The organism is Streptomyces sp. NPDC001970 (assembly GCF_053594115.1).
The window spans coordinates 24,983-46,208 of the sequence record NZ_JBSFDW010000003.1 but is presented as its reverse complement, the minus strand read 5'-3'; the positions used below and the strand labels follow the sequence as shown (position 1 = coordinate 46,208).

General features: G+C 71.3%; 20 protein-coding genes and 1 riboswitch. Of the genes, 11 read left to right on the top strand and 9 right to left on the bottom strand.

The annotated features are described in order from the left end of the window. Nucleotides 1–126 precede the first annotated feature (126 nt). Nucleotides 127–1,641 (top strand): phytoene desaturase family protein, encoded by a 1,515-nt coding sequence (locus ACWCP0_RS04785; protein ID WP_451077432.1) that lies wholly within the window; start codon nucleotides 127–129, stop codon nucleotides 1,639–1,641. Between the two features lie 25 nt (nucleotides 1,642–1,666). Here the strand turns inward: ACWCP0_RS04785 and ACWCP0_RS04780 are convergent, their stop codons facing one another. The 6 genes from ACWCP0_RS04780 to ACWCP0_RS04755 all read right to left on the bottom strand — a co-directional run bounded on the left by ACWCP0_RS04780 (nucleotide 1,667) and on the right by ACWCP0_RS04755 (nucleotide 6,483). Then, nucleotides 1,667–2,614: a hypothetical protein gene (locus ACWCP0_RS04780; protein ID WP_451077431.1), complete on the bottom strand. Its 948-nt coding sequence runs from the start codon at nucleotides 2,612–2,614 to the stop codon at nucleotides 1,667–1,669. A gap of 50 nt (nucleotides 2,615–2,664) precedes the next feature. Further along, on the bottom strand, nucleotides 2,665–3,582 hold the full coding sequence (gene metF / locus ACWCP0_RS04775; RefSeq protein ID WP_451077430.1) for a methylenetetrahydrofolate reductase [NAD(P)H]: 918 nt from the start codon (nucleotides 3,580–3,582) through the stop codon (nucleotides 2,665–2,667). Between the two features lie 70 nt (nucleotides 3,583–3,652). Next, nucleotides 3,653–4,309 (bottom strand): thiamine phosphate synthase, encoded by a 657-nt coding sequence (thiE, locus tag ACWCP0_RS04770; protein WP_451077429.1) that lies wholly within the window; start codon nucleotides 4,307–4,309, stop codon nucleotides 3,653–3,655. Between the two features lie 165 nt (nucleotides 4,310–4,474). Beyond that, entirely contained in the window at nucleotides 4,475–4,840 is a 366-nt protein-coding gene (locus tag ACWCP0_RS04765; protein ID WP_451077428.1) for an Rv2175c family DNA-binding protein, read from the bottom strand. A gap of 43 nt (nucleotides 4,841–4,883) precedes the next feature. Further along, the gene (locus tag ACWCP0_RS04760; protein ID WP_451077427.1) at nucleotides 4,884–6,113 is read right to left on the bottom strand and encodes an NAD(P)/FAD-dependent oxidoreductase; all 1,230 of its coding nucleotides are present in this window, start codon (nucleotides 6,111–6,113) and stop codon (nucleotides 4,884–4,886) included. 28 nt (nucleotides 6,114–6,141) lie between these two features. Next, a complete protein-coding gene (locus ACWCP0_RS04755; RefSeq protein WP_451077426.1) occupies nucleotides 6,142–6,483 on the bottom strand; it encodes a hypothetical protein in 342 nt (113 codons plus the stop codon). A 52-nt stretch (nucleotides 6,484–6,535) separates the two neighbouring features. Beyond that, nucleotides 6,536–6,648: riboswitch (TPP riboswitch) on the top strand. On the opposite strand from ACWCP0_RS04755, the gene thiO reads away from it, so the two are divergent. From thiO to ACWCP0_RS04725, 6 genes are all read left to right on the top strand, one after another. Then, entirely contained in the window at nucleotides 6,645–7,883 is a 1,239-nt protein-coding gene (thiO, locus tag ACWCP0_RS04750; RefSeq protein WP_451077425.1) for a glycine oxidase ThiO, read from the top strand. (Overlaps the previous riboswitch by 4 nt.) Next, entirely contained in the window at nucleotides 7,880–8,131 is a 252-nt protein-coding gene (gene thiS / locus ACWCP0_RS04745) for a sulfur carrier protein ThiS (protein ID WP_451077424.1), read from the top strand. Before thiO ends, thiS begins: the two co-directional genes overlap by 4 nt. Before the next feature lie 8 nt (nucleotides 8,132–8,139). Further along, nucleotides 8,140–8,934 (top strand): thiazole synthase, encoded by a 795-nt coding sequence (locus tag ACWCP0_RS04740; RefSeq protein ID WP_451077423.1) that lies wholly within the window; start codon nucleotides 8,140–8,142, stop codon nucleotides 8,932–8,934. Between the two features lie 320 nt (nucleotides 8,935–9,254). Beyond that, a complete protein-coding gene (gene pknB / locus ACWCP0_RS04735) occupies nucleotides 9,255–11,153 on the top strand; it encodes a Stk1 family PASTA domain-containing Ser/Thr kinase (RefSeq protein WP_451077422.1) in 1,899 nt (632 codons plus the stop codon). A 5-nt stretch (nucleotides 11,154–11,158) separates the two neighbouring features. Beyond that, nucleotides 11,159–12,022, top strand: a complete 864-nt coding sequence (locus ACWCP0_RS04730; protein ID WP_451077421.1) for a deoxyribonuclease IV — start codon at nucleotides 11,159–11,161, stop codon at nucleotides 12,020–12,022. 70 nt (nucleotides 12,023–12,092) lie between these two features. After that, nucleotides 12,093–12,647 (top strand): DUF4396 domain-containing protein, encoded by a 555-nt coding sequence (locus ACWCP0_RS04725; protein WP_451077420.1) that lies wholly within the window; start codon nucleotides 12,093–12,095, stop codon nucleotides 12,645–12,647. Between the two features lie 33 nt (nucleotides 12,648–12,680). On the opposite strand, the gene ACWCP0_RS04720 is transcribed toward ACWCP0_RS04725, so the two are convergent. Beyond that, entirely contained in the window at nucleotides 12,681–13,313 is a 633-nt protein-coding gene (locus tag ACWCP0_RS04720; RefSeq protein ID WP_451077419.1) for a sulfite oxidase-like oxidoreductase, read from the bottom strand. A 156-nt stretch (nucleotides 13,314–13,469) separates the two neighbouring features. Here ACWCP0_RS04720 and bfr point away from each other — a divergent pair, with 156 nt between their 5' ends. Continuing rightward, on the top strand, nucleotides 13,470–13,949 hold the full coding sequence (gene bfr / locus ACWCP0_RS04715) for a bacterioferritin (RefSeq protein WP_451077418.1): 480 nt from the start codon (nucleotides 13,470–13,472) through the stop codon (nucleotides 13,947–13,949). Nucleotides 13,950–14,001: 52 nt separating this feature from the next. Here bfr and ACWCP0_RS04710 read toward each other — a convergent pair whose 3' ends face one another. Further along, on the bottom strand, nucleotides 14,002–14,289 hold the full coding sequence (locus tag ACWCP0_RS04710) for a (2Fe-2S)-binding protein (RefSeq protein WP_451077417.1): 288 nt from the start codon (nucleotides 14,287–14,289) through the stop codon (nucleotides 14,002–14,004). Nucleotides 14,290–14,451: 162 nt separating this feature from the next. Then, nucleotides 14,452–15,798 (bottom strand): class II 3-deoxy-7-phosphoheptulonate synthase, encoded by a 1,347-nt coding sequence (locus ACWCP0_RS04705; RefSeq protein ID WP_451077739.1) that lies wholly within the window; start codon nucleotides 15,796–15,798, stop codon nucleotides 14,452–14,454. A 159-nt stretch (nucleotides 15,799–15,957) separates the two neighbouring features. Here ACWCP0_RS04705 and ACWCP0_RS04700 point away from each other — a divergent pair, with 159 nt between their 5' ends. The 3 genes from ACWCP0_RS04700 (at nucleotide 15,958) to ACWCP0_RS04690 (ending at nucleotide 21,012) form a co-directional block, all read left to right on the top strand. Then, nucleotides 15,958–18,819, top strand: a complete 2,862-nt coding sequence (locus ACWCP0_RS04700; protein WP_451077416.1) for an N-acetylmuramoyl-L-alanine amidase — start codon at nucleotides 15,958–15,960, stop codon at nucleotides 18,817–18,819. Nucleotides 18,820–18,915: 96 nt separating this feature from the next. Continuing rightward, on the top strand, nucleotides 18,916–18,972 hold the full coding sequence (locus ACWCP0_RS04695; protein WP_078513512.1) for a trp operon leader peptide: 57 nt from the start codon (nucleotides 18,916–18,918) through the stop codon (nucleotides 18,970–18,972). Between the two features lie 96 nt (nucleotides 18,973–19,068). Further along, nucleotides 19,069–21,012: an anthranilate synthase family protein gene (locus tag ACWCP0_RS04690; protein WP_451077415.1), complete on the top strand. Its 1,944-nt coding sequence runs from the start codon at nucleotides 19,069–19,071 to the stop codon at nucleotides 21,010–21,012. The last annotated feature ends 214 nt before the right edge of the window (nucleotides 21,013–21,226 follow it).

Genomic DNA, 21,226 nt, shown 5'->3' with positions numbered 1-21,226 from the left:
GGAGCTGCACATCGACACAGCCGGGAAAGGGCGGGCCTGTGGGGAACGGACCGGCCGCAGGCCCACCCGTGTCGGTACCCGGGCCGCGGCGACGGGCTGTCGGTGGGGGTCGATAAAGTCGCTGGCATGGGACGGATTGCGGTGATCGGCGCCGGGATGGGCGCCATGGCGGCGGCGGCGCGGCTGGCCGTGGCGGGGCACCGGGTGACGGTGTTCGAACGCTCGGCGACGTTCGGCGGCGCCGTGGGCGGGTTCGATCGCGACGGGTTCGCGTTCGACACCGGCCCCGGTCTGCTGCATCTGCCCGCCGTCTACCGGGATCTGTTCGTCAAGACCGGCAAGGAGCCGCTGGAGAGCCGGGTCGAGCTCGCCCAGGTCGACCCCGCGAGCCGGCACGTCTTCGGGGACGGCACGACCGTCTCGCTGCCCAATGCCTCGCGCGGGGGCGTCGTGTCCGCGCTGGACGCGGCGCTGGGGGCCGGGGCCGGCGGGCGCTGGGGCGAGTTCCTCGGGCGCGCCGGGGACGCCTGGGACCGTACGCGGCGGCCGCTGCTGGAGGAGCCGCTGTGGTCCGACTGGCAGGTGCTGGGCCGCGATCCGTATCCGGCGCGGCGTCAGCGCCGCATGCTGCGTACGCGCCAGGCGCGCACGCTCGCCGAGGTCGGTGCCTGGGAGCTGGCCGATCCCCGTCTCGGCGCGTTGCTCGACGCGTGTGCGCTGTCGTACGGACTGGATCCGCGGCACACCCCGGCGAGCGCCGCCCTGCTGTCGTACATGGAGCAGACGTTCGGGAGTTGGTACGTCCAGGGCGGGATGCGGGCGCTGGCGCGTGCGGTGTACGAGCGATGCCTGGAGCGCAGGGTGGAGTTCGTCTTCGGCGCCGAGGTGACGGGCGTCGTCGAGAAGGACGGCCGGGCGGCGGGCCTGCAGCTTGCCGGGGGTCCCTCCCAGGCCGGAGGCCCTGGGGGAAGCCGGGCCGTGGACGCCGACCATGTGGTGGCGGGCGCCGGTGCGTCCGGCCTCGGCGGTCTCCTGCCCTGGCAGGAAGGCGACGTACGGCCCGAGGCGGCGGAGGGCGCTCCGGGCAGGTTCACGGTCCTGCTGGCGCTGCGCGGCGCCCGTCCCGAGGGCACCGTCCACCGGACGGTGGTGCACTCCCCCGATCCGGCCGCGGAGGCCGCGGCGGTCTTCGGCGGCACGCTCGCCGAGCGTCCGACGGTCACCGTGCTGCGACCGGACGATCCGACCGCCCGCCCCGACGACTCCCATGAGGCGGTCACGCTCACCGCGACGGTCGCCCCGGGCGGTGGGCCATCCGGCGTCGACTGGACGGACGAGGCCCTGCGCGAGCGTTACGCGGAGACGCTCATCGCCGCGGCACGACCGGCAATTGCGGACATACGCGAGCGGCTGCTGTGGCGCGAGGTCCTCACCCCGGCCGAGACCGGGCGCGTGCGGCCGCCGGCGCTCGCCGGGGACGGGGGCCGGTGTCTGCGTCCGTCGAACAGCACCCGGCTGCCGGGCCTGTATCTCGCGGGCGGCTGGGCACACCCGGGCGGCGGACTGGCGCATGCGGGCATGTCGGGCGCGCTGGTGGCGGGGCTGATCGTGGAGGGCGAGGGCTTCCGCGGCTCGCAGTGAGCGCCGATTCCAGTCGTAGCGGACCTCAGTAGCGGTACGCCTGGCCGTTGTAGCCGCTCTCGTAGCCGTTCTGGTCGTAGCCGCTCCGGTCGTAGCCGTTCTGGTCGTAGCCGTTCTGGTCGTAGCCGTTCTGGTCGTAGCCGTACGGCGAGGGCTGCTGCGGCGGCATGGGGGGCACCGGCGGGACGTGCTGGTCACTGTCGCGCTGCTGCGGCACCCAGACCCCGCCGGGCGGTGTCTCGTTGAAGCCCTGCTGTGCGGTGTAGGGGTCGGAGTACTGCTGCCGGCCGCCGTGGCTGTCGTACGAGCCGTAGCCCTGGCTGCCGATGTACGGGTCGGAGTAGGCGGCGTACTGCTGCTGGCCCGTGCCGTGGTCGTACTGCGCGGCGTAGGCGTCCTGGGCCTGGGCCGCGGTCGGCTGCTCGTAGGGCGAGGAGTACGTGTCGTACCCGCCGTACAGATACTGGTCCTGGGCCTGCCCCTGACCGCCGCTCTCGCCCTGGCTCGCCGCGTACGCGGTGTCCCTGTAGATGCCGTACTGGCCGGTGTCCTCGGGCAGCGGCATCGGCTCGTAGACCGCCGTCCGCTCCGCCGCGGACGGCTCCTCGTCCGCCTCGTGCGGCTCGTAGGACTCGTGCGGCTCGTACGAGAGGTCCGACACCTCGAGCGTGGGCTCGCGCAGGGCGGCGCCGGACTTGCGCCGGCGGCTCGAGCCCGGACTGCCGCCGATCGCCCAGCCCGTGGAGAAGCCACGCCGGAAGGAGAGCGTGACGTACGTCTGTCCGATCGCGAAGGCGACCGCACCGACGGCGATCACGATCACGTTCGGCATCAGCACGCCGAGGACGACACCGAGGAATCCGACGAACGCGAGCAGCCGCCAGCGCAGCCGCGCCTTGTACTGCAGCAGCACCTCGCCGAGCAGCCACAGCGCGACAATGCCGAACGCGATGTAGAGCACCGTCCAGCCCATGCCCGCCCCTCTCATCGGCCGCCGCCGGGGGTAGTGGCGGGTGTGGCCGGTTACGACTGCTCGTGCAGTCCGAGATTCTCGTAGATTTCGAGCGTTGCCGTGGAGTTGTTGAGCGTAATGAAGTGCAACCCGGGGACACCCTCGGAGAGCAGCCGTGCGCAGAACTCCGTCGCGAACTCGATGCCCATGGAGCGTACAGCGGCGGGGTCGTCGCTCACCGCGCGGATCCGCTCTTCCATCGCTGCCGGGAAGGAGGCGTTGCTGAGCTGGCTGAAGCGCTCGATCTGCTTCACGCTGGTGACGGGCATGATCTCGGGGATGATCGGGGTTTCGCAACCGGCCTCGGCGACCCGGTCACGAAGCCGCAGATAGTCCTCAGGACGGAAGAACATCTGGGTGATCGCATAGTCGGCACCGGCTCGGCATTTGTCCACGAAGTACTCGATGTCCGTGTCCCAGTCGGTCGACCGGGGGTGCATCTCGGGGAAGGCCGCGACACCGACGCAGAAGTCCCCGGAGTCCTTGATCAGCCGGACCAGGTCGGCGGCGTACGTCACCCCTTCCGGGTGTCTGACCCACTCGCCCATCGGGTCGCCGGGCGGGTCGCCGCGCAGCGCCAGGATGTTCCGGATCCCGGCGTCGGCGAACTGGCCGACCATGTTGCGCAGTTCGGCGACGGAGTGGTCGACCGCGGTGAGGTGCGCGACCGGCGTCAGAGTGGTGTCCGCGGCGATCTTCTGGGTGGCCTTGACCGTGCCCGCCCGGGTGGAGCCGCCCGCGCCGTACGTCACGGAGACGAAGCTCGGCCCCACGGCCTCGACCCGGCGCAGTGCGTTCCAGAGGTTCCGCTCGCCCTTCTCGGTCTTGGGCGCCCAGAACTCGAAGGAGTACGACGTCTTGCCGGTCGCAAGCATCTCGCGCACGGTGCGTGCGCGATCCGTCCTGGTGGAAGCTGTGCCGAGGGCCATGCTCGCAGATTATCCAGGGCATCTGGGGTGCCCAACCGTTGTCCACCCATCGGACACCCGGTGTTCGCCGTCAGCCCTTCCGTCCGTATGCCCGTATCCGCTTGCTGAGATCGGCGGTCGCGGCGGCCGGGTCGTCGGCCTCCGTGATCGCCCGGACGACGACGACACGGCGGGCTCCGGCGTCCAGCACCTGGTCGAGATTGCCCGCGTCGATCCCCCCGATGGCGAACCAGGGGCGCTCCTGCGACAGCGAGGCCGCGTACCGCACGAGGTCGAGGCCCGGGGCGCGGCGGCCCGGCTTGGTGGGCGTGGGCCAGCAGGGCCCGGTGCAGTAGTAGTCCACTCCGGGCTCGACGGCGGCCGCGGCGGCCTCGGCCTCCGCGTGTGTGGAGCGGCCGATGAGCACGTCGTCGCCGAGGATCGCCCGCGCGGCGGGCACGGGCAGGTCGCCCTGGCCCAGGTGCAGCACGTCGGAGCCGATGGCGTGGGCGACATCGGCCCGGTCGTTCACCGCGAGGAGCTTTCCGTGGCGGCGGCAGGCGTCGGCGAACACGGCGAGGTGCTCCAGCTCCTCGCCGGCCTCCATGCCCTTGTCGCGCAGCTGCACGATGTCCACACCGGAGGAGAGCACGGCGTCCAGGAACTCGGGGAGGTCCTTCTGGTGCTTGCGGGCGTCCGTGCACAGATAGAGCCGGGCGTCGGACAGGCGCTCGCGCAGCGTGGACATGAGGTGCTCCCCCCGTTGGGACCGGCCGTCGGTCGGCAGGTCGGGACTGGTTCCGCCGGCGTACGGGACCCGGGGCAGGGCTGCGGAAGCGTACCCCGCCCCGGTCCGTACACCACGCTTCCCGTGGTGCGGTGCGGTGCGATGTGGTGTGGTCTCGTCAGGACCTCAGACGGCGAGCGCCTGGGCCCGGCGCTTCACCTCCGTGCCACGATTCTCGCTGAGGGCCTCCGCGGGGGTACCCGGGAGGGTCGGGTCCGGCGTGAAGAGCCACTCCAGCATCTCTTCGTCACTGAAGCCGTCGTCCCTCAGGAGCGTCAGGGTCCCGCTGAGACCCTTGATCACCTTGCCGCCCTTGATGAAGGCGGCAGGCACCTGAAGCGTCCGGTTCTCACCGCGCCGCACGGCGATCAGCTGGCCCTCCTTGACCAGCTGCCGTACACGCGTCACCTCGACATCGAGCTTTTCCGCGATGTCCGGCAGGTGGAGCCAGGCGGGGACGAGAGCATCGATCTTTGCGTCAATCTCGGTCACGGGACAAGCGTGCCATCCCGGACCGACAGTCGGTAGCCGGACCCTAGAGAGCTGCCGCCTTCAGAGGGACACCGGGGTCCCCCGCACGCACCAGGTCGAGCCGCGCGCCGGCCTCGATGAGCCTGCGTCCCTGGGCCAGGTCCCGGGGCCTGCCGACCGCGAGCACGGCGACCAGCGCGCCGTCCCGCAGCCACAGCACCGACCAGGCGGAACCGGCCGCCGGGTCGCCCCGCCATACGAGCGTCCCTGCGCCCTCGTGGTGACCCGCGTACTGCACGAACCGGCCGAACTGCTCGGACCAGAAGTACGGCACCGGGTCGTAGATCTGCGGCGCGGCATCCTCGCCCTCGGCCATGACGTTCGCGGCGACCGTGCGCGGGCCCTGCAGCGCGTTGTCCCAGTGGTGGACGAGGAGCCGCTTCCCGTAGCGGCCGGACGGGAAGGACGCACAGTCGCCGACGGCGTACACATCGGGCAGCGAGGTGCGCAGCCGCTCGTCCGCGGTGATCGAGCCGTCCGCGCCGATGGCGATGCCCGAGCCCGCGAGCCAGCCGGTGGCGGGGCGTGCGCCGATGCCGACGACGACGGCCCCGGCCGGGAGCCGCCGGCCGTCAGCGAGGACGACCGCACCCGGCTCGATGCCCGCTACGCGCACGCCGGTGAGGAGCTCCGTGCCGCTCTCCGCGTACCAGCCGGCCATCGGCGCGGCGACCTCGGCGGGCAGGGCGCCCGCGAGCGGGCGGTCGGCGGCCTCGACGACGGTCACGGCGCAGCCCGCCTCGCGGGCGGCGGTGGCGAACTCGGCGCCGATCCAGCCGGCGCCGACGACCACGATGTCGTGCTGCCGCTCCAGCACAGGACGCAGCCGTTCCGCGTCGTCGAGCGTGCGCAGCAGATGGACGCCGGGGACTCCCTCGGTGCCGGGCAGGGTGATGGGCTCGGCGCCGGTGGCGATGACGAGGGTGTCGTACGGGACGGGCCCCGACGGGGTGTCGAGCTCATGGTCGTCCGCGCGCAGGCCGTCGACCTCGCGGCCCAGCTGGAGATCGACCCGGAGTGCGTCGAAGTCGATGTCGAGGGCGGAGCCCTCCGCCTTGCCGAGGAGGACGGCCTTGGAGAGCGGGGGGCGGTCGTACGGCTGGTGCGGCTCGGCGCCGATGAGGGTGATGGTGCCGGAGAAGCCCTGATCGCGGAGGGCCACGGCGGTCTGGACGCCGGCCATGCCGGCCCCGACGATCACGACACGGCGACTCTGCGTTGTCTGCTCGCTCACCAGGCCACCCTAGCCACTTGACGGATCGTCAGGAAGCCGGTTGTTCGACGACGCTCGTGCCGCCGCCTTCCTGGGACTCCCATTCCCAGGTCTCCTCCAGCCGCACCCGCCCGTCGGGCAGCTCCAGGACCGTCGCGACACAGTGCCCGGAAGACGTCGTTCCGTCCTGCTTCAGCTGGACGTAGCGGAAGTCCAGCCGGTCGCCCTCGCGCGTGCCGACGAGATGGCCGCGAACCACGTCACCGCCCGCGTAGTCGGCCCAGATCCGGCCCTGCTCCTCGTGGTAGGCGAACCGGGTCCGCGTACCGACCTGGCCCGGCGCCTGGTCGGCGACCGGGACGAGCACGAGTCCGTCGAGCGAGCGGGCCACAGTGCGGGCTCCCTTACTGAGAGTTGGGGGCGGGGGTTAGGCTGGCCACCGTACTGCTACTCGCGGGAGCCCGGAGCACCGGGCTGAGAGGGAGGCTGAGGCGGCCTCCGACCGTACGAACCTGATCCGGGTCATGCCGGCGAAGGGAGGGTCCGGACGCCATGCATCCACCTGTCCAGCCGTCACGTACTGGACGCGCACCGACAGCACATGCACCAACGGGGCATTCACCGACAGGGCCTTCGGCGACGACGACGGACGTCCTTGTCATCGGGGGCGGAATCATCGGCCTCGTCACCGCTTGGCGGGCGGCACAGCGCGGCCTGAGCACCGCGGTCGCCGACCCCGAACCGGGCGGCGGGGCCGCACAGGTCGCGGCCGGCATGCTCGCGGCCGTCACTGAGCTCCACTACGGCGAGGAGATGCTCCTCGGCCTCAATCTCGCCTCCGCGCGTCGCTATCCGGAGTTCGTCGCGGAGCTGGAGGAGGCGAGCGGGCAGGACACCGGATACCGCAGGTGCGGGACGCTCGCCGTCGCGCTCGACACGGACGACCGGGCGCATCTGCGCGAACTGCACGCGTTGCAGCACCGCTCCGGGCTGGAGTCGGAGTGGCTCACCGGCCGGGAGTGCCGGCGCCTCGAACCGATGCTCGCACCCGGCGTGCGCGGCGGGCTGCGGGTGGACGGCGACCACCAGATCGATCCGCGGCGGCTGGCGAAGGCCCTCGTCGCGGCGTGCGAGCGGGCGGGCGTGACGTTCCACCGCGCCTGGGTCGAGCGGCTGTCGGTGGTACGGGACCGGGCGGCCGGAGCCGTGCTCGACGGGGGCCGCGAGGTGGCCGCCGAGCAGGTGGTGCTGGCCGCGGGCAGTCTGAGCGGCCGGCTGGAGGGCGTGCCGGAGGAGGTGCTGCCGCCGGTCAGGCCGGTGAAGGGGCAGGTGCTGCGGCTGACGGTGCCGCGCCCGTACGCGCCGTTCCTGTCACGGACGGTGCGGGCCCTGGTGCGCGGCAGCCACGTCTATCTCGTGCCGCGCGAGAACGGCGAGCTGGTGGTGGGCGCGACGAGCGAGGAACTCGGCTGGGACACGACGGTCACGGCGGGCGGGGTGTACCAGCTGCTGCGCGACGCGCACGAGCTGGTGCCGGGCCTCACCGAGCTGCCGCTCACCGAGACGCGCGCCGGTCTGCGACCGGGGTCCCCGGACAACGCGCCACTGCTCGGGCCGACGGAACTGCCCGGGCTGCTGCTGGCGACCGGGCACTACCGCAACGGTGTGCTGCTCACGCCGGTGACGGGCGACGTGATGGCACATGCGCTGGTCGCCGGGGAACTGCCGGAAGAGGCGGAGCCCTTCACCCCCCGCCGCTTCTCTCCCGTACGTCAGGAGGTATCCGCATGACCGGGTCCACCGGGTCCACCGGGTCCACCGGGTCCACGATCGTGTCCGTGTCCGTGTCCGTGAACGGAGAACCGCGGGACATCACGGCAGGCACCACGCTGGACGCGCTGGTCGCGACGCTGACGGCGGCGCCGTCCGGGGTCGCGGCGGCCGTGAACGAGACCGTCGTCCCGCGGGGCGAGTGGTCCGGGACGCTGCTGTGCGAGGGCGACCGGGTCGAGGTCCTCACCGCGGTGCAGGGAGGCTGATCGACGCCATGGCCGATGACCGTTTTGTGTTGGGCGGGGTGGAGTTCTCGTCCCGGCTGATCATGGGTACGGGCGGGGCGCCGAGCCTCGACGTACTGGAGCGCGCGCTGGTCGCGAGCGGTACGGAGCTCACGACCGTGGCGATGCGCCGGCTCGACCCGACCGTGCAGGGGTCCGTCCTGTCCGTGCTGAAGCGGCTGGGCATCCAGGTCCTGCCGAACACGGCGGGCTGCTTCACGGCGGGCGAGGCCGTGCTGACCGCGCGGCTCGCACGCGAGGCGCTCGGGACGCACTGGATCAAGCTGGAGGTCGTGGCGGACGAGCGCACACTCCTGCCCGACCCGATCGAGCTCCTGGACGCGGCGGAGGTGCTGGTCGACGACGGCTTCACCGTGCTGCCGTACACGAACGACGACCCGGTGCTGGCGCGGAAGCTGGAGGAGGTGGGCTGCGCGGCGATCATGCCGCTGGGCTCGCCGATCGGGTCCGGGCTGGGGATCCGCAACCCGCACAACTTCCAGCTCATCGTCGAGCAGGCGAGCGTCCCGGTGATCCTGGACGCGGGCGCGGGCACGGCGTCGGACGCGGTGCTCGCGATGGAGCTGGGGTGTGCCGGGGTGATGCTGGCGTCGGCGGTCACGCGGGCGCAGGAGCCCGCGCTCATGGCCGAGGCGATGCGCCACGCGGTCGAGGCGGGCCGCCTCGCCCACCGCGCGGGCCGTATCCCGCGTCGGCACTTCGCGGAGGCGTCGTCGCCGGTGGAGGGCCGAGCGGCCCTGGACCCGGAACGCCCGGCGTTCTAGCGGGCGACGCCCGCTCGGCGCGGGCAGGGCCGGCTCCGAGCCCGTCCGGGCCCGTGCACCGGTGCCGGGCGCAATTCCAGCCTGTCCGCGATCGAGTACGGACACCCGGGCCGCCGGACTGTGCCGGGACACACATCAGCCCGTCCGGCGATCGAGGATGGACACCCCGGCCCGTCCACGGTGTGCCGGGGCACACCCGGGGTCCGAGGGGGACGGGCCGGGCAGGGGAATGCCCCGGTGGGTCACAGGTGCGCTGCAGTACGGGCCCGGGCAGTGCCCGAGGGGGCGGGAAGGCGTGGCGCGGCTCGTAGACTCGCTGCGTGGATACGACGCTTCAGGACCCCCTCGTCGGGCAGCTGCTCGACGGCCGCTACCGCGTCGACGCGCGCATCGCCGTCGGCGGGATGGCCACGGTCTACCGGGCCGTGGACACCCGTCTCGACCGTGTGCTCGCCCTCAAGGTGATGCATCCCGCACTCGCGACGGACGCGTCGTTCGTTGAGCGGTTCATCCGGGAGGCGAAATCCGTGGCGCGGCTGTCGCACCCCAATGTGGTGGGGGTGTACGACCAGGGCGCACAGGGCGCGTACGTCTATCTCGCGATGGAGTACGTCGCCGGGTGCACCCTCCGTGACGTGCTGCGCGAGCGCGGCGCGCTCCAGCCGCGGGCCGCGCTCGACATCCTGGAGCCGGTGCTGGCCGCGCTCGGCGCCGCGCACCGCGCCGGGTTCGTGCACCGGGACATGAAGCCGGAGAACGTCCTGATCGGCGACGACGGCCGGGTCAAGGTCGCCGACTTCGGGCTGGTCCGCGCCGTGGGAGCCGTGACGAACACCACGGGCTCGGTCCTCGGGACCGTGTCGTACCTCGCACCCGAGCAGATCGAGTCCGGCACCGCCGACACCCGCGCCGACGTCTACGCCTGCGGTGTCGTCCTGTACGAGATGCTCACCGGCGCCAAGCCGTACGCGGGCGACACTCCCGCCCAGGTCCTCTACCAGCACCTCAACGAGGACGTGCCGGCCCCGTCCGCCGCCGTGCCCGGGCTCGCGAGGGAGCTGGACGAGCTCGTCGCGAGCGCGACCGCCCGCAACCCGGACCTCCGGCCGTACGACGCCGTCGCGCTGCTCGCGCAGACCCGTGAGGCGCGCGCCGCCCTCACGGACGACCAGCTCGACGCCGTACCGCCGCAGGCGCGGACGGCGGACCCCGACGGCGCTGCCGGGTCCGACGACCGTACGAGCGTGATCCCCGGGGCCGCGGTCCACCGGACCAGCCGTCTGGAGATGCCGCCCCCGCAGCCCCCGCAGACTTCGGCGCGCCGCACCCCGGCACCCCGGCGCGGCGTCATCGCCGCGGTCGTGGCTGCCCTGCTGCTCCTCGGCGTGGGCGGCGTCTGGTACATCAACTCCGGACAGTTCACCCGCGTGCCTCCCGTCCTCGGGCAGACGGAGGCCGCCGCCAAGAAGCGCCTCACGGACGCCGGGCTCGAGGTCGAGCGGACCACGCAGGGCTTCAGCGACGTCTACCGGCGCGGCACGGTCATGGACATCGACCCCGACCCGGGTCAGCGCATCCGTGACAACGGCTCGGTCTCCCTCGTCGTCTCCCGCGGCCCCGAGATCGTCGAGGTCCCGGACCTCGAGGGAATGACGCTCGCCGAGGCGAAGAACGCCCTGCGCAAGGTGGGGCTCGCCCCGGGCGTGATCACCAAGGAGTTCAGCGTGGAGGCCGCGCAGGGGACCGTCACCGGCTCGGACCCGGCCGCAGGCACCGAACGCCGCCCCGACTCCGCGGTCGCGCTCGTCGTCAGCAAGGGCGCCCCCATCGACGTACCGGATGTGGTCGGCGAGTCCGTCGAGGACGCGACGAACGCCCTGCGGGAGGAAGGGCTGGAGGTCGAGGTCGCCCCTGCGCGGGTGCACTCCCCCGAGGACGCCGGCACCGTCGCCGTGCAGTCCCCGGCGGAGGGCGGGCAGGCCGCGAAGGGCGACACGGTCACCCTCACCGTCTCCAAGGGCCCGCGCATGATCGACGTACCGGACGTCACCGGCATGGAGGTCGCCGCCGCGCGCCAGGAGCTGGAGAAGGCGGGATTCGAGGTCAAGGTCGAGCGCAACTTCCCCTTCCTCGGCAACAAGGTCGAGAGCCAGTCCGTGGAGGGCGGCGAGCAGGCGCCCGAGGGCAGCACGATCACCATCAAGACCAAGGGAATCTAGAGCGGATGCGCAACGCTGTCGGCGCCCATGTTCCGGTGGCCGGCGGACTCGCCAGGACCGGTCTGACGTACGCACGGGAGATCGGTGCGGAGACCGTCCAGGTCTTCGTCGCCAATCCGCGCGGCTGGGCGACGCCCGCCGGGAACCCGGCGCAGGACGAGCAGTTCCGGGCGGAGTGCGCGGCCGAGGGGATCGCGGCGTACGTCCACGCCCCGTACCTGATCAACTTCGGCTCGCACACCGAGGCGACCGCCGAGAGGTCCGTGGAGTCGCTGCGGCACTCGCTGCGCCGGGGCCGCGAGATCGGCGCGCTGGGTGTGGTGGTGCACACCGGCTCGGCCACCGGCGGCCGCACGCGCGAGGTGGCACTTGCGCAGGCACGGGAGCTGATGCTGCCGCTGCTCGACGAGCTGACCCACGACGACGACCCCTTCCTGCTGCTGGAGTCGACAGCCGGGCAGGGCTTCTCGCTCTGCTCCAGGACATGGGACTTCGGCCCGTACTTCGAGGCCCTGGACGCCCACCCCAAGCTGGGCATCTGCCTGGACACCTGCCATGTCTTCGCGGCCGGGCACGATCTGGCGGCGCCGGGCGGGGCGAAGGAGACCCTGGATCTGCTGGTGGACACCGTCGGGGAAGGGCGGCTGAAGCTGATCCACGCGAACGACTCCAAGGACGTGGTGGGCGCGCGCAAGGACCGTCACGCGAACATCGGTGCAGGTCAGATCGGTGAGGAACCGTTCCGGGCGCTGATGGCGCATCCGGCGGCCGCAGGCGTGCCACTGATCATCGAGACTCCGGGACCCAAGGATGCGTATACGGCGGACGTGGCGCGGCTGAAGGGACTTCGGCCGACGAACCTCTCTTGAGGAATACCCCCCAGGGGTATACCGTTCCTGTTGTGGACAGGACCGGTCACCTTGCTATGGGGGTTCTCTCATGGAGCACGAGGCACACGCGCACCACCACACCGGACACGACGCTCACACCGAGCACGGACCTCACGCCGGGCTCGACGCCCACACCGACCACGGTCACACCGGACACGGCGACGGCGGAGCCAGTTGGTCCATGGCCGCCAGGGCCACCCTCCACTGCCTCACCGGCTGCGCCATCGGCGAGGTCCTCGGCATGATCATCGGTACCGCCCTCGGCTGGGGCAACACCCCGACGATGGCCCTCGCGATCGTCCTGGCATTCGTCTTCGGCTACTCGCTGACCATCTCGCCGGTCCTGCGCGCGGGGCTCCCGCTGAAGGCCGCCATCGGCGTCGCCCTGGCCGCGGACACCGTCTCCATCCTGGTGATGGAGATCGTCGACAACGGCGTCCTGCTGATCGTTCCGGGCGCCATGGACGCACACGTCACCGACGCGCTGTTCTGGGGCGCCCTGGCCTTCGCCTTTCTCGTCGCCTTCCTCGTCACCACTCCGGTCAACAAGTGGATGATCGGCCGCGGCAAGGGCCATGCGGTGGTCCACCAGTACCACCGCTGAGGGCCGGCACCACCCGAGGGAGGGCGACCGGCCCTAGAACTCGGGACCGTCCCCCGGCTCCTCCTGGTAGGAGTAGCGCTGCTCCCGCCAGGGATCGCCCAGGTTGTGGTACCCCCGCTCCTCCCAGAAGCCCCGGCGGTCGGCGGTCATGTACTCCACGCCCCGCACCCACTTCGGGCCCTTCCACGCGTACAGATGCGGGACGACCAGCCGCAGCGGGAAACCGTGCTCGGCGGTGAGCAGCTCGCCGTCCTTGTGGGTGGCGAAGATCGCGCGCTCGGAGAGGAAGTCCGAGAGCCGCATATTGGCGCTGAAGCCGTACTCGGCCCAGACCATGACATGGCTGACGGACGGCGCCGGAGGGGCCAGCTCGACGATCGTACGGGCGGGCACCCCGCCCCATTCGGCCCCCAGCATGCTGAATTTCGTCACGCAGTGCAGATCGGCCACGACCGTCGCGAACGGCAGGGCCGAGAACTCCTCGTGGTTCCAGCAGCGCTTGTCACCGTCGGCCGTCGCGCCGAAGACACGGAACTCCCAGCGGTCCGGCTTGAACTTGGGGACGGGCCCGTAGTGGGTGACGGGCCAGCCACGCTGCAGTCGCTGCCCCGGAGGAAGCTCGGACTGCTCTGACTCGCGAAATTCCCGGCTCTCCGGCTGACCCATGCCTTCAATGGTGACAGACCAGGAGGGGTGGTCATGACCAGGTCTGAGCCGATTCGGGCAACTCCCACTAAGTATGCACTTACTGGACGCTCCTCGATCACGGTGCGAGGATGCGCGCATCCAGCCACAGTCACACGCGCGGAAGGAGCCTCTGCGATGCAGGGCGACCCCGAGGTCATCGAGTTCCTCAATGAGCAGCTGACTGCTGAATTGACCGCGATCAACCAGTACTTCCTGCACGCGAAGATGCAGGAGAACTTCGGCTGGACAAAGCTCGCGAAGTACACCCGGGCGGAGTCCTTCGACGAGATGAAGCACGCGGAGGTCCTGACCGACCGGATCCTCTTCCTCGAGGGCCTGCCGAACTACCAGCGGCTCTTCCATGTCCGGATCGGGCAGACGGTCACCGAGATGTTCCAGGCCGACCGGCAGATCGAGGTCGAGGCGATCGACCGGCTGAGGCGCGGGATCGAGGTCATGCGGAACAAGGGCGACATCACGTCCGCGAACATCTTCGAGTCGATCCTGGCGGACGAGGAGCACCACATCGACTATCTCGACACCCAGCTGGAGCTGGTCGAGAAGCTCGGTGAGCCGCTCTACATCGCCCAGGTCATCGAACAGCCCGACAGCTGACACCCGGGGCATCCAGGGCGCTCAGGACGCACGCGAGGACGCGGCCAGGGGGCTAGGCGGCTTCGCCCAGGGTGACTTCAGCCAGTGCGCCGACTTCGCTCAGCGCGGGATCCTGCTCGGCCTCGACCGCGAGGGCGTTCACACCCTGCTCGATCATCTCGCGGCGGGGGCAGGTGCCCCGACCGAGGATTCCCTGGATACGACGCACGCACGAACCGCAGTCCGTGCCGGCCTTGGAGACCGAGGCAATCTGGCGGGGGGTGCAGGCACCCGACTCCGCGTGCTCCTTGACCTGCTTCTCCGTGATGCCGAAGCACGAGCAGACGTACACGCGGTTCACCTCCCGGCGGGATCGATAAGTAGTGCCCGTCCCGATTGATCGGTGAGGCTAACCTAACCTTACCCGGCGTTCCGGGGTCATAAAAGCCCCCCATACGACCGTGGGGCGCGGATCACATGGATCCGCGCCCCATCGGCGCATGTCAGCCGCTCATCGACGAGCTCACTGGTCGCGGTACATCTCCGCCACCAGGAACGCCAGGTCCAGCGACTGGCTGCGGTTCAGCCGGGGGTCGCAGGCCGTCTCGTAGCGCTGGTGGAGATCGTCGACGAAGATCTCGTCGCCGCCGCCCACGCACTCGGTGACATCGTCGCCGGTCAGCTCCACGTGGATGCCGCCCGGGTGGGTGCCGAGCTCCTTGTGGACCTCGAAGAAGCCCTTGACCTCGTCGAGCACGTCGTCGAAGCGCCGCGTCTTGTGGCCGGAGGCCGCCTCGAAGGTGTTGCCGTGCATCGGGTCCGTCACCCAGGCCACCGTCGCGCCGGACGCCGTGACCTTCTCGACCAGCTCCGGGAGCCTGTCCCGGACCTTGTCGGCGCCCATGCGGACGATGAAGGTCAGCCGGCCGGGCTCGCGCTCCGGGTCCAGCTTCTCGATGTACTGCAGCGCCTCGTCGACCGTCGTCGTCGGGCCGAGCTTCACACCGAGGGGGTTGCGGATCCTCGACGCGAACTCGATGTGTGCGCCGTCCATCTGACGAGTGCGCTCACCGACCCAGACCATGTGGCCCGACGTGTCGTACAGCTGCCCGGAGCGCGAGTCCACGCGGGTCAGCGCCGACTCGTAGTCCAGCAGCAGGGCCTCGTGCGAGGCGTAGAACTCGACCGTGCGGAACTCGGCCGGGTCGGTGCCACAGGCCTTCATGAAGTTCAGCGCGTTGTCGATCTCGCGCGCGAGCTGCTCGTAGCGCTGTCCCGACGGGGACGACTTCACGAAGTCCTGGTTCCAGGCGTGCACTTGGCGCAGGTCGGCGTAGCCACCGGTGGTGAAGGCGCGCACCAGGTTGAGCGTCGACGCGGACGCGTTGTACATCCGCTTCAGCCGCTCGGGGTCCGGGACGCGGGCCTCTTCGGTGAAGTCGAAGCCGTTGACGGAGTCGCCCCGGTAGGTCGGGAGTGTCACGCCGTCGCGGGTCTCGGTCGGCTTGGAGCGCGGCTTCGAGTACTGGCCGGCGATCCGGCCGACCTTCACGACCGGCACGGACGCGGCGTACGTCAGCACCGCACCCATCTGGAGCAGGGTCTTGAGCTTGTTACGGATGTGGTCGGCGGACACGGCGTCGAAGGCCTCGGCGCAGTCGCCGCCCTGCAGCAGGAACGCCTCGCCCTTGGCGACGGCTCCCATCCGGGCGCGCAGCTGGTCGCACTCGCCCGCGAAGACGAGCGGCGGATACGACTCGAGGTCCGCGATCACATCGCGCAGAGCCTCGGCATCGGGGTACTCGGGCTGCTGCGCCGCGGGCAGGTTTCGCCAGGTGTTGCCACCGCTTGCGGTGGTCTTAGCGTTCACGGTCACGAACACCACATTACGGGGTCGGCCGAGCACTCCCGGCCGATGCCCAGTGACTGAGACACCGCCCGGAATGTCCGGTCGCTCTGTACGTGTCATCCGCAGCTGCTACCCTCGCGCCGCCTTCGTCAAGAGTTAAACAATCCCAGGGGTGGGGCGTTGAGTCGGGCACACCGGAAAGACCGCAAGAAGAAAGCGCTGCTGTGGGGAGGCACCGCGGCGATCGTCGCCACCGCGGTGATCGGGACGGTGGCCGTGGCCTCGCCCGAGTTCCTGGGCTCGTCGGACGGCACGCCGACGCCTCCGGGCGCACAGCTGCAGGCCGAGTTCGAGGCCGCGGCGAGCGAGTTCGACGTGCCGAAGAGCGTGCTGATGGCCGTGTCGTTCCGGCAGACCCGCTGGGAGAGCCACGACGGGATGCCCAGCACCACCGGCGCGTACAACGTCATGGGCCTCACGCAGGTGAACCCGGACGACCTCGAGAAGGACCACAAGGCCCACGAGGACGCCGACGAGCACCGGCTCGAGCACATGAACCGCAGCGGCGACCCGGCCGTCGAGAAGCACTTCGACGCCGAGAAGGCGCTGCGGACCACACCGAAGGAGGCCGTCGACACGGACGACCCCCGGCTGCACACGCTCGACGAGGCCGCCGGACTGATCGACGCGTCCGCGGACTCGCTGAAGAGTGACACCGGGGACAGCATCCGCGCCGGTGCCGCCCTGCTCGCCGAGTACCAGCGCGAGGCCGCGGGCGATCTTTCGGACGACCCGGGCCAGTGGTATCCGGCGGTCGCCCGCTTCAGCCAGTCTCCGGACAAGAAGGGCGCCGAGCTGTTCGCGAAGCGCGTCTTCGAGTCGATCAGGACGGGCGAGCAGCGCACGACCACGGAGGGGCAGCACGTCTCCCTCCCGGCCGACCCGTCGGTCGAGCCGGACAAGCCGGCGGCCGTGCCCCTGGCGGCGACGTACGCGTCGACCACCGCGGTCCCGGCCCCGGACTGCCCGTCCGGACTGAACTGCGACTTCCGCCCGGCCGCGTACAAGCAGAACACCACCCCGGACGACTGGGGCAACTACAACATCGCCAGCCGTCCCGACAACGGCTACGACATCCGCTACATCGCCGTCCACGACACGGAGGGCAGCTACGACGGATCGCTCGCGGTCTTCCAGAACCCGAACTCGTACGCCAGCGCGCACTACATGATCCGCGCCTCGGACGGTCTGGTCACCCAGATGGTCGAGAACAAGAACGAGGCCTGGCACGCGGGCAACAAGACCGTCAACATGCACTCGATCGGCGTCGAGCACGAGGGCTACGCGCTCAAGAACGGCACGGGCTGGTACACCGAGCCCCAGTACGAGTCCTCGGCCGCCCTGGTGAAGCACCTGGCGGCGAAGTACGGGATCCCGCTGGACCGTGAGCACATCATCGGCCACGACGAGGTCCCCGGCGTGCTGAACGACAAGGTCCGCGCCCAGCACTGGGACCCGGGCCCGTTCTGGGACTGGAACCACTTCATGTCGCTGATGGGCGCCCCCACCGGAGCCGGCGGCGCGGGCGGTCCGGTCAAGGTGGGCCAGCTGGTCCGCTACGTACCGCCGTTCACCTCGGAGAACCAGCCGAAGCTGACGTACGGAGGCACCGCCGTCGCCGCGCAGCCGGCGAACTTCGGCTACGTCTACACGGAGCCGTCGACCACGTCGGCCACCATCGGCGATCCCTACCTCGGCACCCAGACCTGGACCGAGGGCTCGAACTGGGCGAACAAGATCCCGGCCGGTGGCGAATGGGTCGTCGCCGATGTCCGCACCGACTGGACCGCGGTCTGGTACGGCGGCAGGAAGGCCTGGTTCCACAACCCCGGCGGCCGCTACACGGAGCCGGCCCGGCCGACGGCCACGGACCCGCAGAAACTGGTGACCCCGAAGGCCGGACTGGCCTCGGTCAAGGTCTACGGGCGCGCCTACCCGGACGATGCGGCGTATGCCGGAACCGGGGTCGATGTCCAGGACAGGAACTCGGAGTCGCTGACGCAGTACAGCGTCCTCGCCGGGCAGAAGTACTCGAAGGCCGGCGGCTACGCCTACGGCGACTACTACTACAGCGGCACGATCGACGGCGTCACGGACCCCGCCTCGCGCACGCTGGTGAAGGGCACCACACAGTTCATCCCGATCCGCTTCAACCACCGCCTGGCGTGGGTGCGGGCCGAGGACGTCCAGGAGGTCGACGGCGTGGCCCCCGACGCGGGCACCGACCGGTTCGACCTGCTCGGCCGCGACTCCTCCGGTGTGCTGTGGCAGTACCAGGGGACGGGCAGCGCGGCGGCGCCGTTCCACCCCCGGTACCGCGTCGGCGGCGGCTGGCAGGCGTACAACCTGGTGACCAAGCTGGACACCCTGCGCGCCGACGCCAAGGGTGACATCGTGGCCCGCGAGCCGAGCGGCACGCTCTGGTACTACGCGGCGAGCGGCAACCCGGACCAGCCGTTCAAGGCCCGTCTGAAGGTCGGCACCGGCTGGCAGATCTACAACCGCATCCTCGGCGTCTCGGACGTCACCAAGGACGGCAGGTCCGACCTGGTCGCCCGCGACTCCGCCGGGGTCCTCTGGCTCTACGTGGGCACGGGCGACCCGTCGGTGCCGTTCGAGGCGCGCAAGAAGGTCGGCACCGGGTGGAACCTGTACAACACCCTGACCGCCACCACGGACCTCAACGGTGACGGCCTCGGCGACATGGTCGCCCGGGAGTCCTCCGGCGCCCTGTGGCTGTACAAGGGCACCGGCAACGCGGCGGCGCCCTTTTCCGCCCGAACCAAGATCGGCACCGGCTGGCAGATCTACAGCAACCTCACCGGCACCGGGGACCTCGACCGCGACGGCAAGGCCGACCTGGTCGCCCGGGACACGTCCGGAACCCTGTGGTTCTACAAGGGCACGGGCAACACCGCTGCGCCCTTCGCGGCCCGCACCAAGATCGGCACCGGCTGGAACATCTTCAACCTGCTGATCTGACCGCTCCTCTCCCGGCCCCCCGCCCGCGGCGCCGCGGCCGTCCCGCTCCACGGGACGTGCTGCGGCTCCGCGGGCGGATGCGTTAGGGTTCACGGCATGTTCGCGCAGACGACCCAGAACTGGTGGTGGACCGCTCATCCGGCGGCCCACTGACTGCGCGTACACGGAAGTCCGCGAAGGCCGCCCGAGGGGCGGCCTTTTTCGTACCTGCTGCGGGCCGTTCCTCCCACCACGGAAGGAACACCACGGATGGACATCATCAGCAGACTGCTGGACGCCGACGACACCGGCTGTCCTGCCTTCGCCCTGCTGCGCCGCCGCACCCCGGGCCGCGACCACGACACGGTCGAGGTGCTGGTGGGCCGCGTCCACGAAGCGGAACGGCTCGCCGACATCCCGGTCGGCGACCTTCCCTCGCTCGCGCTCGTGCCGTTCCGCCAGATCAGGGAGCGCGGCTTCGACGTACGGGACGACGGGACACCGCTCTCGGTGCTCGTCGCCGACGAGACGCACGAGGTGCCGCTCTCCGAGGCGCTCGACCTGCTGCCAGCCCATGACGTACGGGTCGAGGGCGGGGGCTTCGACATCGGTGACGACGTCTACGCGGAGACCGTCCGGCGGGTCGTCGAGGACGAGATCGGCCGTGGCGAAGGCGCGAACTTCGTCATCAGACGCACCTTCACCGGCGAGATCCCCGGCTTCGGACGGGCCGACGCCCTCGCCCTCTTCCGGCGGCTGCTCGCGGGCGAGCGCGGGGCGTACTGGACGTTCGTCGTCCACACCGGAAACGAGACAGGGCCCGGAGGGCCTTCCTCGCACGGGCGGGGGCGGGAGACGGGCGGGCGCACGCTGGTCGGGGCCAGCCCGGAGGCGCACGTCCGGATGTCGGGAGGCACCGTCGTGATGAACCCGATCAGCGGCACGTACCGGTATCCGGCGGCCGGGCCGTCGCCGGAGCATCTGCTGGACTTCCTCGCCGACCGCAAGGAGACGGACGAGCTCTCCATGGTCGTCGACGAGGAGCTGAAGATGATGTGCACGGTCGGCGACATGGGCGGGGTGGTGATCGGGCCCCGGCTCAAGGAGATGGCCCATCTCGCCCACACCGAGTACGAGCTGCGGGGCAAGTCCTCGCTCGACGTCCGGGACGTGCTGCGCGAGACGATGTTCGCGGCCACCGTCACCGGCTCGCCGGTGCAGAACGCCTGCCGGGTGATCGAGCGGTACGAGGCGAACGGGCGCGGCTACTACGCGGGCGCGCTGGCACTGCTCGGGCGCGATGCGGGCGGTGCGCAGACGCTGGACTCGCCGATTCTGATCCGTACGGCCGACATCTCGGCGAGCGGTGAGGTGCGCGTCCCGGTCGGCGCCACGCTCGTCCGCCACTCGGACCCGCGGTCCGAGGTCGCCGAGACGCACGCCAAGGCTGCGGGGGTGCTGGCCGCGCTGGGGGTCCGTCCCGGGCGCCCGCGCGACGAGTCCGTACGGCCACCGCACCTGGCCGACGATCCCCGGGTGCGGGCGGCGCTGGACGCGCGGCGGGCGGATCTGGCGCCGTTCTGGCTGAAGATGCAGTCCCGGCCGGCGGAGGTGGTGGGCCACGCCCTGGTGGTGGACGCCGAGGACACCTTCACGGCGATGCTCGCCCATCTGCTGCGCGGGGCCGGGCTGGACGTGAGCGTACGCCGCTACGACGAGCCGGGAGTGCGGGAGGCGGTGCTCGCCCACGAGGGCCCGGTCGTCCTGGGGCCGGGGCCGGGCGATCCCTCGGATGCGGCCGACCCGAAGATGCGCTTCCTGCGGTCGCTGACGGCGGAGCTGGTGCGTGGCCACCGGGGCGGTCTGCTCGGGGTCTGCCTCGGCCATGAGCTGATCGCGGCGGAACTGGGCCTGGGGCTCGCCCGCAAGGAGGCCCCGTTCCAGGGGGCGCAGGTGGGAATCGACCTCTTCGGCCGTGAGGAGACGGTCGGCTTCTACAACAGCTTCACGGCGGTGTGCGGTGAGCAGGGGCTGGCACAGATGGCCGCGCGCGGGGTCGAGGTGGCCCGGGACGCGGCGACGGACGAGGTCCATGCGCTGCGTGGCCCGGGCTTCGCAGGGATCCAGTTCCACCCCGAGTCCGTGCTCACGCTGCGCGGGCCGGAGATCGTGCGGTCGCTGCTCGGGGGGCTGGTCCGGCAGCCGTCGGCGTAGGCCCGGGCGGGTGGGGCGGCGGCGCACTGCGGCGGGCCCACGCGGCGACGCCGCATACCGGACGCCGCCCCCGCCCCGCCCCTTCCCGGGCCGGAGATCGTGCGGTCGCTGCTCGGGGAGCTGGTCCGGCAGCCGTCGGCGTAGGCCCGGGCGGGTGGGGCGGCGGCGCACTGCGGCGGGCCCACGCGGCGACGCCGCATACCGGACGCCGCCC

Coding starts and splice junctions, on each gene's coding strand:
- thiS (WP_451077424.1), top strand. CDS start 7,880: ATGACCGGGTCCACCGGGTCCACCGGGTCCACCGGGTCCACGATCGTG.
- ACWCP0_RS04780 (WP_451077431.1), bottom strand. CDS start 2,614: ATGGGCTGGACGGTGCTCTACATCGCGTTCGGCATTGTCGCGCTGTGG.
- ACWCP0_RS04785 (WP_451077432.1), top strand. CDS start 127: ATGGGACGGATTGCGGTGATCGGCGCCGGGATGGGCGCCATGGCGGCG.
- ACWCP0_RS04725 (WP_451077420.1), top strand. CDS start 12,093: ATGGAGCACGAGGCACACGCGCACCACCACACCGGACACGACGCTCAC.
- ACWCP0_RS04740 (WP_451077423.1), top strand. CDS start 8,140: ATGGCCGATGACCGTTTTGTGTTGGGCGGGGTGGAGTTCTCGTCCCGG.
- ACWCP0_RS04720 (WP_451077419.1), bottom strand. CDS start 13,313: ATGGGTCAGCCGGAGAGCCGGGAATTTCGCGAGTCAGAGCAGTCCGAG.
- ACWCP0_RS04730 (WP_451077421.1), top strand. CDS start 11,159: ATGCGCAACGCTGTCGGCGCCCATGTTCCGGTGGCCGGCGGACTCGCC.
- metF (WP_451077430.1), bottom strand. CDS start 3,582: ATGGCCCTCGGCACAGCTTCCACCAGGACGGATCGCGCACGCACCGTG.
- thiO (WP_451077425.1), top strand. CDS start 6,645: ATGCATCCACCTGTCCAGCCGTCACGTACTGGACGCGCACCGACAGCA.
- ACWCP0_RS04690 (WP_451077415.1), top strand. CDS start 19,069: ATGGACATCATCAGCAGACTGCTGGACGCCGACGACACCGGCTGTCCT.
- bfr (WP_451077418.1), top strand. CDS start 13,470: ATGCAGGGCGACCCCGAGGTCATCGAGTTCCTCAATGAGCAGCTGACT.
- thiE (WP_451077429.1), bottom strand. CDS start 4,309: ATGTCCACGCTGCGCGAGCGCCTGTCCGACGCCCGGCTCTATCTGTGC.